The sequence below is a fragment of the Neptuniibacter sp. QD37_6 genome (genome assembly GCF_047778085.1).
In the GTDB taxonomy this organism is placed as follows: domain Bacteria; phylum Pseudomonadota; class Gammaproteobacteria; order Pseudomonadales; family Balneatricaceae; genus Neptuniibacter.
The window spans coordinates 2,692,659-2,705,094 of record NZ_CP180550.1 but is presented as its reverse complement, the minus strand read 5'-3'; the positions used below and the strand labels follow the sequence as shown (position 1 = coordinate 2,705,094).

The window sequence follows — 12,436 nt, the reverse complement described above, 5'->3', positions numbered from 1 at the left end:
TTTTCTCTATTTTAGCCTTAGCAGAATTGCCTTCTGCTAAGGCATACATTAGGCTGGTAGCTTACTGTTTTCCTTGGTAATTATTCTTTAGGAAGGATCGTGAGTCAGCCTATCCCTGTAGTTATTTGTGATGATTCTCGCTTAGCACGTAAACAAATGGCGTCTGCCCTGCGTAGCTGGAATGTTGAAGTTACGTTTGCTGAACATGGCCTAGAAGGGCTTGAAGCAATTAGAGCTGGTAAAGGCGACATTCTCTTCCTTGATCTGACTATGCCGATTATGGACGGTTATCAGACCCTTGAGCGCATAAGGCAAGATGATCTTCCTACAATGACAATTGTTGTTTCAGGTGATATTCAACCGGAAGCACAATCGCGTGTGGAAGAGCTTGGAGCACTAGCTTTTATCAAAAAGCCCACATCACCAGAAGTAATTACCGAAGTTTTACAACGTTTTGGCTTGTTAAGTGAACTAGAGCATCCGGTCATTGTTGAAGAGCAGATAGACACGCCATTAGCTCTGCCTGAGTATTACCAAGAGATTGCTAATGTCGCGATGGGGCAAGCTGGGAGTATGTTAGGCACCTTATTGAAGACATTTGTCCATCTGCCTATTCCTGTAGTCAAAATGGTTAAAGCACCTGAGCTGTCGAATCAGCTTAAAGTGGCCTCAGACAATCAGCACGAGTTGATTAGTCAGGGTTTTATTGGATCGGGTATGGCTGGTGAAGCGCTATTATTGATGCAAACCGGTAATCTAGATCGTTTGGCCAACTTGATGGGGATGAACGAGAACGGAGAGTATTCCGAATCAGATCTATTAATGTCACTTGCAAATACCTTAATCGGAGCTTTTATATCTGGTTTTGCTCAACAGTTAGATCTATCTTTTAGCCGCGCGACTCCAAGCATTTTGCATGATGCTGATAGAGTTTGTGATCAAGTGGAATCATTAGATCAAATGATGACCATATCTATTGATTATCAACTACCTGAATATGATTTCCGATGTGAGCTTATTCTGGCATTTACCCCAGATTCTTTATCTGCATTACAAAAGATTGCGAGTTATTTTGAATGAGTAGTCAGAACTTCCAAGAGATCGATGAGCTACATTGGACTTTAGGGCTGATTCAAAACCTTGAAGTAGGATTAGTGGTTGTAGATCGGGCGGGCCTTATTAAATTGTGGAATGGTTTTATGGAAAACCATTCCGGTATATCCGGTGCTAAGCTAACCGACCATTCTATTTTTGCTAAATTCCCAGAGCTTCCTTGTCGATGGTTAAAGCAAAAATTGGAGTCAGTTTTTCTGTTAAAAAACCCTGCTTATATCTCTTGGGAGCAAAGGCCTTACCTTTTTCATTTTAAGAGCAATCGCCCGATTACTGGCAGCGCTCCATTCATGTATCAAAACGTTACATTGATCCCTTTAACCTCTCCAACAGGTGAGGTTGATCATGTGGGGGTATTGATTTATGACGTCACGGATACAGCTATTGGTCAGATTGAATTGCAACAGGCCAATGATCAATTGAAGGCCTTAAGTCGAGAAGATCGATTAACGGGCTTAAATAATCGAGGCTACTGGGAAGAGTGTCTTAATCAAGAATTTGAGCGCTTTCATCGTAGTCAGGAGATTAGTAGTCTAGTGATGTTTGATATCGACCACTTTAAAAGGGTGAACGATACATACGGGCATCAAGCTGGGGATGAAATTATTCGGGCGGTGGCTCAAGGACTCAAAGAACAGGCGCGTAAGACTGATTTTCTGGGTCGTTATGGCGGTGAAGAGTTTGGTGCCATCTTGACCGGTACTAATGGTGAAAATGCGATGATCTTTGCAGAACGTCTTCGCGCACGTATTGAGGCCTTAGTTGTTCCCTATGGAGAGCATCAATTAAAGGTTACCATTAGCTTGGGCGTATCTGAGTTAAATTACGAACAACAGACTCCAGTTGAATGGCTAGAACAAGCTGATCAAGCTCTCTATAAATCTAAACAGAGTGGTCGTAATTGGGTAAGCCTTTACGGTGATTACAACTAACGGTCAGTCTAAGATATCTAGAAATGAATAAGCAAAAAAGACATGAGATCTTCATGCGTTGGCGTGATGATAACCCTCACCCTACGACAGAACTCGAATATAACTCTCCGTTCGAACTTCTGATTGCCGTGATTCTTTCGGCTCAGGCAACGGATGTTGGGGTGAATAAAGCAACTCGAAAGCTTTACCCTGTTGCCAATACCCCAGAGGCGATCTATGCACTAGGTGTGGATGGTTTGAAGGAATATATTAAAACCATCGGTTTGTTTAACACCAAAGCCGAGAATGTGATAAAAACCTGTAAAGCATTGGTCGACAAACATGGATCAGTAGTACCTGACAATCGTGCTGATCTTGAAGCGCTTCCTGGCGTAGGGCGAAAAACTGCGAATGTGGTTTTAAATACCGCTTTCGGTCAACCTGCGATGGCTGTAGATACCCATATTTTCCGCGTTTCAAACCGTACTAAGATTGCTCCGGGTAAAAATGTGAATGAAGTTGAACAGAAACTTATGCGCTTTGTTCCGAAAGAATTTTTGATCGATGCACATCATTGGCTCATTTTACATGGCCGTTATACCTGCGTGGCTCGTAAACCTAAATGCGGCTCCTGCCTTATAGAAGACTTATGCGAGTATAAGGAAAAGACAGAGTTTTAGTTTTTTACTTGTAAGTTCTTAGCAATATTTATCCCAAGAAGCTGTGGATAACTTTCTTAATAAGTTTTGGGTAGGTGGCTGCAGATACCACCAGTCTAGGCTTTGCTATAGTTGTTGTATTATTATCCATTATGTAAAACGCTTATTTTTCAAGTGCTTAATTTTTTCTTGATTCTTTAGGGAAATGAGCTAGCTGGTTTTGTCCACATCATTTTTGTTTAGATTTTACTTGTGCGTAAAAGTTGTTTTAATTTATTCCAGTTTAGAAGTTAATGCATTGAAGATAATGGGGCTATAGCGTTTGTAGGTACTTACATTGGGTTCCTATAAAGTCATTTCCTGTTTGAATTTCTTCTGGATTTAAAACGATCATGAGTAAAGGATATTATGCTGATCATGCATTATGAGTGAGAGAAATTTTTTGGAAGATAAAGTAGGCAATTGGTATGTGTATATTCTGAGGTGTGCGGATGAAACTCTATACACCGGTATAACCACTGATCTTGAGCGACGGATTCGCCAGCATAATGGTGAAATTGTGGGAGGGGCTAAGTACACAAGGGTACGCAGGCCGGTTTCCCTTTTTTGGCAAGAGGAGCATCTTGATCGTTCTAGTGCATCTAAGCGTGAGTATGAGATCAAACGTCTGTCACGCCAAAAAAAAGAGAATTTGGTTGAAAGTTAGCTTTTAGAAAAGTAAAAAATTGCCGGCAGTGATTACCGGCAATTGGGGAAAATCATAATCAAGTCCTCTCGAACTGTAGATCCTACCAACCACTGTGGGGTAGGGTTGGTAGGCACCCTAAAATTCACCTGATTATGATCGAAGGCTTTTACCTACCTTAAGGAGTTAGGAAAGTACTCGCTTTATAGCTGTAGAAATTCTCATTTCGGAAATTAAACTGAATCTGTGTGCGTTTATCTAAATTACCCGCTGCGGCACAGACTTGATAAATCTTGATTGCATTTTGTTTGTTTAATTGGATCGTAGAAGGACCTTTGAGCTTAAACTGATGATCACTATTTATGCCTTGAACGCTTACAGTTAGCTGCTTCAATTCAGGTAAGAAGGATTCCAGTTCTATTTGGTAACTATTGCAGACTTCGTTACCTACTACTTGGTAAAGCTGACCACGCTCTCTAGCAACCTCAATTAATAACTCAGTGCGGTTATGCATACCGTAAACAACACCCCATACGGTAATAATCAGTACTGTCATATAAGCGATTAATCTTGGGCGTAGAATTGGCTGTTTTGGCGGAGCTTCTTTCGGTGCGCTTTTCTCAATCCCTTGTAATTGCTTTTCTGAATAGAATTCAATCAACCCGGTTGGTCGACCTAATTTAGTCATGACGTTATCGCAGGCATCAATACAAGCACCGCAATCGATACACGCAGCTTGTAGTCCATCACGAATGTCTATGCCTGTAGGGCAAACCTGCACGCAGATCCCACAATCGATACAATCGCCTGGATTATCTTCTTTACCACGAAGGTGAGTACGCGGCTCTCCACGTAGCGGGTTATAAGCGACGGTACGTGTATCCTCGTCAAACATTACACCTTGGAAACGGGAGTATGGGCACATATGCAAACATACTTTTTCACGGACAAGGCCAGCATTAAAGTAGGTGAGCAATGTCATGGAGATAATCCATGTGAAAACGAAGAGCGAAGCTTCCAAGCTAATGATCGATTGCAGAAGCTGCTCGATAGGGACGAAATAACCGCTAAACGTAATCGCTGTAGCGACTGAAACAAGAAGCCAGAGACCGTGTTTTAGGACACGTCGAATGAGTCGAACACCTGTTAGGGATTTATCTTCAGATTTGGAGCGCAGTGCAGCTCGCCCTTCGGTCCAATCTTCGATGCGGATAAAGATCCAAGTCCAGATTGATTGAGGGCAGGCAAAGCCACACCAGATACGCCCCCAGCCGACGGCCATAAAAAACAACAGGCTGGCCCCAGCAATCAATAAACCCGCTAATACCGGTAGGTCGTACCAAGAAAATTCTGCACCAAAAAGGAAAATACGGTGGCTTTCAAAGTCAAATAAAACCAGTGGATCACCATTAATACGAACCCATACAAGTCCAAAGAAGAGTGCCAGCATTGGCCAGCTGGTGAAGCGCCTAAGGTTTTGATAGAAGCCTTCGACTAGACGAACATGAAATTTTCCGTTGCCGGGAAGAGGGGGAGCTTCCTGAATCATAGTGATAGGAATCTCACTGTTACCTTGTTGTTGCATGTTGTGCTCACTTTGCTCATCGGTGATTGTGAACAACTGTACAGGAATGCAAATTATAGGGGCAGGTTTAAAAAAAATAATTATAATAGGTACAGATTGTGGAGGGATTATGGATTTTCTGTACCAAAATTTAGAGCAGGCATTAGCCGATTCGATAAAAAATGGCGATCTACCCGCGGGGAGTAAACTACCTTCGATCCGCGTTCAGTGTGAACAACAGGGCTTATCTAAAGCCACGGTAATTCATGCTTACCAACGCTTGGAAGCGGCGGGTTTGATTGAGTCTCGTTTTAAATCAGGCTTTTATGTCTGTAGTTTGCCTAAAGCCCATCCTACACCCTCCCGCCCAGAACTTTCCGTTGCGCCTCAACTCGTCGATATGAGTGATCTTATTCGCGACATTATGGAGCGTAATGCTGCATTCGATATCTTTCCACAAGAGCAAGGCTATATGGATATGCCGGTGGGTATTACTGAGCTGAATCGAAGCATTGGCAGAGCGTTACGCCGACAGAAATGTAATGACCACCAATATTATGATGAACCATCCGGCTTATTGGAGCTGAGAGAGCACCTCTCGGAGCGTTATCGTCGAACAGGATGTCACTTTAGTGCCGCGGACGTCACTATTACCGCTGGCTGTCAGCATGCGCTTTCGTTGGCTTTGCAATTAAGCTGTGAACCTGGAGATATTGTTGCGGTTGAATCACCAGGCTTTTATGGCGTGTTACAACTTATCGAAAGCATGGGGTTAAAAGTGCTGGAGATCCCCGTCTCTTCCCATACCGGGATGTCGACAGAGGCGCTGGAACAGGCTTTAGAAGAGTGGGAGATTAAAGCCTGCATAGTGACGCCGTCATTTGCGACGCCGAGTGGCGCTTTGATGTCGGTCTCTGCGCGTGAGCATCTTTTATCTTTGGCGAGTAAACACGATTTTGTCGTGGTTGAGGATGATATATACGGCGACTTAGCCTTTGGTCAGAGGGTCCCCCCATTAAAAAGTATGGACCGTGAAAATCGTGTCATCCTGTGCGGTTCATACTCCAAGTCCGTTTCAAGAGAGCTTCGTTTGGGTTGGATTATTGCAGCTGAACAGAAGCAGTTGATGCGCCTTAAAATGGTGAACCTTCTCGCCCTAAATAAATTTACTCAACAAGGTTTGGTCGATTTCCTCAAAGAGGGTGCTTATGAGAAACATCTGAAAAAGCAGAAGATGCTTTTGCAGCAGCAGAGAGATCAGTTGATTCAGTTACTCTCTCAAGAGTGGGGCGAATTGGGTGTGATCAGAGTTAGCCAACCGCAAGGTGGTTTGACCTTATGGGTAGAACTGGAAGATAGCTATGATCTAACTTCGGTGTATTTAAAAGCCCGAAGTGAAGGCATATTAATCACCCTAGGTCATCTCTTTACAGCGCAAAATCAGTATCGTAATTGTTTACGTTTAAGTTTTGCCCATGCTTGGAATGAAGCTCGGCGTGACGCTTTGATCCGTTTAGCTTGCTTAATTAAAGAGACTCAAACGAATTAGAATACCGAGTAAACGGTCATGGATTTGAGCGGAGTAACTATAGTATATTGTTATGTTATAACAATTTTAACAGTGTCGATGGTTTAGAGATGATTTTAAATAAAGCTTTTCGTTTAGCGGCGGTATCTACAGCCGTGTTAGCAAGTTCTGTTATGGCTGAAAGCCATCAACATGAAGCTCATGTTCATGGAATTGCCGAGCTAAATTTTGTTATTGAAGGTAACGTTGCGGAGATGGAACTACGTTCCCCTCTAATGAACATTGCCGGTTTTGAGCACGAAGCGGTAAGTGCTGAAGACAAACAAAAAATTAAGAGTGCCACTAAGCAGCTAAAAGATGCTTATGCTCGCGTTAAATTTCCAGACGATGCGCTATGTATTGTTGATGACGCTAAAGTAACGATCGGTGTAGAGGAAGATGAGTACGCACATCATGACCATGCAGTTCATCATGATAAGCACCACGGTCATAAAGATGACCATCACAAGCATGATGATCACCACGATCATAAACATGAAGACCATCATGGCCACGATAAGCACCACGATCACGCAGATCATCATGACCATGAAAAGCATCATGATCACGGTGAAGAAACGCATCGCAACATTACAGCGCATTATCACTTCCATTGTGTTAACCCTGCAAAAATAAATGCAGTAACATTAGATTTCTTTAGCCATTTCCCTCACATGGAAACTGTGAAAGTTAATGTCCTAAATAGGGTTGATATCCGCTCTGTGGAACTCACGCCTAAGCAGAGGGTCATAGAGCTTTAACCAAGGAATCAAAATGCCAAGTGCTGTTGAAATTAATGCCTTAACCTTTAACTGGAACCGTCATAACCAAGGGATTACGGTTCCTTTTTTTGAGTTAAAGCAGGGCGAAAATGTCTTTGTTAAAGGCCCTTCAGGAAGTGGTAAGAGTACTTTCCTCAATCTGTTGGGCGGTATGATTGCTCCATCTAGCGGTTCTATCAAAATACTAGAGCAAGATGTAGGTGCCTTTTCTTCGCGGAAGATGGATCGTTTTCGCGCGGATCACATTGGATTTATATTTCAGCAGTTTAACTTATTGCCCCATCTCGATCTTATCGACAATGTTACGTTACCTTGCCATTTCTCTAGCTCGCGTAAAGCCAGAGCTGATGAAAAATACGGCAGTGTTACCAAAGGTGCCAAGTATCTTCTGCAGGAATTAGGTTTGGGGGATAGTCTTACCGCAGGGAGAAAGGTTCTAGCGCTTTCCACAGGTCAACAGCAACGTGTAGCTGTGGCTCGGGCGATGCTCGGCTCGCCTGAGCTTATCATTGCAGATGAACCAACCTCTGCTTTAGATACTGAACATAGAGATATGTTTATGCAGCTTTTATGTAAGCAGTGTGAATCGGTTGGGGCTGCCTTGATGATGGTGAGTCATGATCCAAATTTAGAGCAGTACTTCTCGAGGGTTGAACGATTAGTTCCCAGTACTGATGGGGGCTTCACGTTGTGATCTTATTTCGTTTAACTTGGCAGAGCTTACTCAATCGTAAGAGTACTATCTTACTGACTGTTATATCGCTCAGCGTAAGTATCATGCTGGTTATGGCGGTAGACACGCTGAGGACTCAAACTAAAAGCAGTTTCTCCTCCACTGTATCTGGTACCGACCTGATAGTTGGGGCTAAGGGTGGTTCCATCAACTTATTGCTCTATTCGGTGTTCCGCTTAGGCGATGCTACCAATAATCTTTCGTGGAGTAGCTATCAGGCGATTAGTCGTCATTCAAAGGTTGCTTGGAGCATTCCTTTTTCATTGGGTGATTCCCATCGTGGGTACCCAGTGTTAGGAACTTCATCTGATTACTTTAAGTACTTTCGTTACGGCAAAAAACAACCTTTAGCTTTGGAGCAAGGCAAAGAGTTTGAAGGAGTGTTTGATGTTGTCATTGGCTCTGATGTAGCGGAAAAATTGCAATACAAGGTAGGCGATTCTGTTGTGATCGCTCATGGTCGCGGTAACGCCTCTCTGGTCGAACATGATGATAAGCCTTTTAAGGTCGTAGGTATTCTTGAGCCTACAGGGACCCCCGTAGATCAAACATTACATGTGAGTTTAGCGGCTATAGAAGCGATTCATATCGATTGGAAAGCAGGGGTTCAGATACCTGGATCGGGCGGGGCTTACACGGAAGAGCAACTAAGCGAGCTACAGCCAAAGCAGATCACGGCGTTTATGCTTGGGCTAAAATCCCGCTTTTCTACTTTCCACCTGCAAAGATCCATCAACCAATACTCAAAAGAACCACTACAAGCGATTATTCCAGGGTTGGCCTTACAGTCCTTATGGCAGATGTTTTCTTTGGCAGAACAAGCATTGTTGGTGGTGTCTGGCCTTGTGATCATATCCAGCATGCTAGGTTTGATGACCTTGCTGTTAGCCAGCCTTAATGAGAGACGCAGGGAGATAGCGATTCTTCGTTCGGTTGGTGCGCGTCTCTGGCAAATATTATCTTTACTAATTTTGGAATCTTTTCTCGTTACAGCGATCAGTATTATATTGGGCATGCTCTTGTTGTACTTAAACTTGCTATTATTAGCACCTTGGCTCCAGACAGAATTTGGTGTTTGGTTAAGTATTACTGGGCCTACCTTATGGCAATGGCAGCTCATTGCTGTGCTATTGGTATCTGGCACAGTGGTTGGTGCTGTACCTGGATATCGAGCGTACAAACAATCCCTAGCGGATGGTGTAGCAGTTAAAATTTAGTGGAGAGTGTAATGCTCAGTGGGCGATTCCCCGTTTGGCTATTTAGCCTAATTTTGTTGGCGTTAAGTAATACGACCACAGCAAATATGCTGAATGGTGAGAAAGTAGAAGAGGTTGAGTGGGAACAGTTAATGCCTGCGGACTTCTCGTTAGATGAGCTTTTGGGTATCACTGATGAGATGGCCATGATCGATGATTTTGATCCCAAAGCGCAGGAGTTGTTGGATCAGATGATGTCAGCGATGCAGTCTGCTCCAGTCGTTCCTGAGGTCGATGGCAAAATGATCAGGATTCCTGGTTATGTTGTACCTCTGGAATCTGAAGGCCAAACCGTAACGACCTTCTTTTTGGTTCCCTATTTTGGAGCCTGTATCCATGTTCCACCGCCACCGTCGAACCAAATTATTCACGTCAATTTTGAACCGGGTACTCATGTGGAAAACCTTTATGATGCCGTTTGGGTAACAGGGCGTATTAACACTGAGACCGTCAGCAATGATATGGCTACCTCCGGTTACATCATGGAAGCTTTCCAGATCGAACCTTACGATCTTTAATATTGGTCTTACCAATTGACAAAAAATATTAGGAATAGCTGGTTTAAGGGGTAAGGGCTAGGTAAAATTCCCGGCCTAACCACTTTTTAGAGACCTTGCCCCCGTGGATCAAATTGTTGAGCTAATTCTTGAATCTGGCCGTTCTGGCTTAGATATGGGGCTGTATATCCTACTGCCTATCATGGTTGTGATGTTGTCACTCATGAAGCTGTTAGAGGCGAAAGGTGTACTTTGCTGGATCTCTAATATGTTGGCCCCAGTTTCTCGCATCTTTGGTATTCCAGGCCTAGGTGTATTGGCGATGTTAAAGCTACTGTTTGTCAGCTTTATCGCACCTTTAGCCACCTTAACTTTAATGGATAAAAACGGTACTTCGCGCCGTTATATCGCAGCTACATTAGCGATGGTGTTAGCCATGTCACAAGCTAATGCGACTTTTCCACTAAGCGCAGTTGGTTTGGATTTAGGTGTGACCTTGCTTACCTCTGTTGTGGGGGGCTTAGCCGCTGCAGCGTTTACCTATTACCTTTTAACGCGAAACTTGACTGATCCAGATACTCAAGAAACTGAGATAGCAGCGGATGCAGGCAGTAAAAAGTCGGTTATGCAGCTACTTGGCGAAGGTGGTAAAGAGGGGATGAAGCTTGTTCTCGATATGCTACCCATGCTGATTTTAGCGATCTGCTTCGTCAATATCTTAAAGGTAACTGGAGCGATTGGTTTGTTAAGCTCGGCACTAGCACCTGCTTTGGGTTTGATCGGTTTGCCTGAAGCCACAGTACTTCCGCTGGTGACTAAGTTTATTGCTGGTGGTACGGCTTTTATGGGTGTAACCATTGATTTGGTCAATCAGGGTTTAATCACCGTCAATGAACTGAACCGTATGGCTGGTTTTGCAACCAATCCTCTAGACGTACTGGGTGTCGCTATCTTTGCTGCTGCCGGCAAACGTATCGGGCAAGTCATTAGATATGCCGTATATGGTGGTTTGTTTGGGATGACAGTCAGAGGAATCATGCACCTGATTATTTTCTAAATTAGGTCTATCTCTTCTTAGTGGTTCAGGACCAGTTGTGGGCCTTTCTTGCCCGCTGGAATGGTGTGTTTAGCAAATACGCCGTAGATATGTCCGCAGCTGTCACAATAAGCGACTTGGAACCAAGCATGGTTGTCTTTGGCTTGTTCGGTACTGTCTTTAGAGACAATGTGTTCAATGCCTTCTACCTTACATTCTGGACATTTGGGTTCAGCCATTTCGCTTATCCTTAATAGTTTTTAGCGGTGGTACTTAGTTACCCAGAAACTCTAAAGGTTCCATAAAATTAAGGCAGATACCAAGATCTGCCTTAATTCGGAAAATTTGAACTATTAAAGCTCAACATTCATCGCGGTAGAACCACGAATTGCTTTTTCTTTAGCTTCAGTCACGCTATTGTCGCGCGCTAGTACCACACCCATACGGCGTTGGCCTGTTACTTCAGGCTTGCCGAATAAACGTAGTTGAGTGTTAGGCTCTGCAAGTACCTGCTGAAGGTTACCAAAACGTGCTTGTTTGGATTCACCTTCAACCAAAATTACACTGGATGCGGAAGGGCCGTGGAAATGAATATTCGGGATTGGCAAACCTAGAATTGCACGTGCATGAAGCGCAAATTCGGATAGATCTTGAGAGATCATCGTTACCATACCAGTGTCATGTGGGCGAGGTGATACTTCGCTGAAGTAAACGTGATCGCCTTTGATGAATAGCTCAACACCAAATATGCCGTGTCCGCCAAGTGCTGCTGTCACTTTCTCTGCGATATTTTTAGAGACTTCTAGCGCTTTGTCGCTCATCTCTTGTGGTTGCCAAGATTGGCGGTAATCACCACCCACTTGAACGTGACCAATTGGCTCACAGAAGCTTGTTTGGTTATCGTGGCGAACGGTTAGAAGCGTGATTTCATAATCGAAATCAACAAAGCCTTCTACAATCACTTTACCTTTACCAGCTCGACCGCCTTCTTGAGCATATTGCCAAGCTGCTTCTACTTCGTCTTCTGATTTAATCGTGCTTTGACCTTTACCAGATGAGCTCATAATCGGTTTTACAACACATGGGATCCCCACGTTTGTAATCGCGTCTTTGTACTCTTCGTAGGTTTCAGCAAACTGGTATGGAGACGTTGGAATGTCCAACTCTTCAGCAGCTAGGCGGCGGATGCCTTCACGGTTCATCGTCAGTTGAGCTGCACGAGCCGTAGGTACTACTTTGAAGCCTTCGTTTTCTAGCTCAACCAGTGTATCTGTCGCGATCGCTTCGATCTCTGGAACGATAAGATCTGGCTTCTCTTCTTCGATCACTTTACGAAGTGCTTCGCCATCTAGCATGGAGATAACGTGGCTACGATGAGCTACCTGCATTCCTGGCGCATTTGGGTAGCGATCTACAACGATAACCTCCGCTCCCAAACGCTGTAATTCGATGACAACTTCTTTACCTAGTTCGCCACCACCACACATTAATACACGGGTAGCTGAAGTTGATAAAGGGGTCCCTATGTGCAGCATTGTCCAATCCTCTGCGTGAAAAAATTTCAAGCATTATACGGTGCAAATCGCGCTAATCACCAGCAGAAAAAAGGGTATAAACTATACTCTAAAAGTGT

At 43.8% G+C, this 12,436-nt stretch carries 13 protein-coding genes; 10 read left to right on the top strand and 3 right to left on the bottom strand.

The window, feature by feature from the left end:
• Positions 1 to 99 precede the first annotated feature (99 nt).
• The 4 genes from ACMXYO_RS12920 to ACMXYO_RS12905 all read left to right on the top strand — a co-directional run bounded on the left by ACMXYO_RS12920 (position 100) and on the right by ACMXYO_RS12905 (position 3,389).
• A complete protein-coding gene (locus ACMXYO_RS12920; protein ID WP_415885510.1) occupies positions 100 to 1,080 on the top strand; it encodes a response regulator in 981 nt (326 codons plus the stop codon).
• On the top strand, positions 1,077 to 2,045 hold the full coding sequence (locus tag ACMXYO_RS12915) for a diguanylate cyclase (RefSeq protein ID WP_415885509.1): 969 nt from the start codon (positions 1,077 to 1,079) through the stop codon (positions 2,043 to 2,045). Before ACMXYO_RS12920 ends, ACMXYO_RS12915 begins: the two co-directional genes overlap by 4 nt.
• Positions 2,046 to 2,068: 23 nt before the next feature.
• Positions 2,069 to 2,704: an endonuclease III gene (nth, locus tag ACMXYO_RS12910; RefSeq protein WP_415885508.1), complete on the top strand. Its 636-nt coding sequence runs from the start codon at positions 2,069 to 2,071 to the stop codon at positions 2,702 to 2,704.
• Positions 2,705 to 3,152: 448 nt separating this feature from the next.
• A complete protein-coding gene (locus ACMXYO_RS12905) occupies positions 3,153 to 3,389 on the top strand; it encodes a GIY-YIG nuclease family protein (RefSeq protein WP_415885507.1) in 237 nt (78 codons plus the stop codon).
• A gap of 157 nt (positions 3,390 to 3,546) precedes the next feature.
• Here the strand turns inward: ACMXYO_RS12905 and ccoG are convergent, their stop codons facing one another.
• Positions 3,547 to 4,953 carry a cytochrome c oxidase accessory protein CcoG gene (gene ccoG, locus ACMXYO_RS12900; protein ID WP_415885506.1) on the bottom strand — a complete coding sequence of 469 codons (1,407 nt, stop codon included), beginning with the start codon at positions 4,951 to 4,953 and terminating at the stop codon, positions 3,547 to 3,549.
• Positions 4,954 to 5,062: 109 nt separating this feature from the next.
• Here ccoG and ACMXYO_RS12895 point away from each other — a divergent pair, with 109 nt between their 5' ends.
• The 6 genes from ACMXYO_RS12895 (at position 5,063) to ACMXYO_RS12870 (ending at position 10,824) form a co-directional block, all read left to right on the top strand.
• Entirely contained in the window at positions 5,063 to 6,481 is a 1,419-nt protein-coding gene (locus ACMXYO_RS12895; protein ID WP_415885505.1) for a PLP-dependent aminotransferase family protein, read from the top strand.
• A gap of 89 nt (positions 6,482 to 6,570) precedes the next feature.
• Positions 6,571 to 7,260, top strand: a complete 690-nt coding sequence (locus ACMXYO_RS12890) for a ZrgA family zinc uptake protein (protein WP_415885504.1) — start codon at positions 6,571 to 6,573, stop codon at positions 7,258 to 7,260.
• 13 nt (positions 7,261 to 7,273) lie between these two features.
• A complete protein-coding gene (locus tag ACMXYO_RS12885; RefSeq protein ID WP_415885503.1) occupies positions 7,274 to 7,975 on the top strand; it encodes an ABC transporter ATP-binding protein in 702 nt (233 codons plus the stop codon).
• Positions 7,972 to 9,231 carry an ABC transporter permease gene (locus ACMXYO_RS12880; RefSeq protein ID WP_415885502.1) on the top strand — a complete coding sequence of 420 codons (1,260 nt, stop codon included), beginning with the start codon at positions 7,972 to 7,974 and terminating at the stop codon, positions 9,229 to 9,231. The genes ACMXYO_RS12885 and ACMXYO_RS12880 overlap by 4 nt, the downstream gene beginning before the upstream one ends.
• 11 nt (positions 9,232 to 9,242) lie before the next feature.
• On the top strand, positions 9,243 to 9,788 hold the full coding sequence (locus ACMXYO_RS12875) for a DUF3299 domain-containing protein (protein ID WP_415885501.1): 546 nt from the start codon (positions 9,243 to 9,245) through the stop codon (positions 9,786 to 9,788).
• A gap of 103 nt (positions 9,789 to 9,891) precedes the next feature.
• Positions 9,892 to 10,824, top strand: coding sequence for a nucleoside recognition family protein (locus ACMXYO_RS12870; RefSeq protein ID WP_415885500.1), 933 nt, complete (start codon positions 9,892 to 9,894; stop codon positions 10,822 to 10,824).
• Between the two features lie 17 nt (positions 10,825 to 10,841).
• Here the strand turns inward: ACMXYO_RS12870 and ACMXYO_RS12865 are convergent, their stop codons facing one another.
• The gene (locus ACMXYO_RS12865) at positions 10,842 to 11,042 is read right to left on the bottom strand and encodes a transcriptional regulator (RefSeq protein ID WP_415885499.1); all 201 of its coding nucleotides are present in this window, start codon (positions 11,040 to 11,042) and stop codon (positions 10,842 to 10,844) included.
• 114 nt (positions 11,043 to 11,156) lie between these two features.
• Complete coding sequence (purT, locus tag ACMXYO_RS12860; RefSeq protein ID WP_415885498.1) at positions 11,157 to 12,338, bottom strand: formate-dependent phosphoribosylglycinamide formyltransferase; 1,182 nt, start codon at positions 12,336 to 12,338, stop codon at positions 11,157 to 11,159.
• Between the last annotated feature and the right edge of the window lie 98 nt (positions 12,339 to 12,436).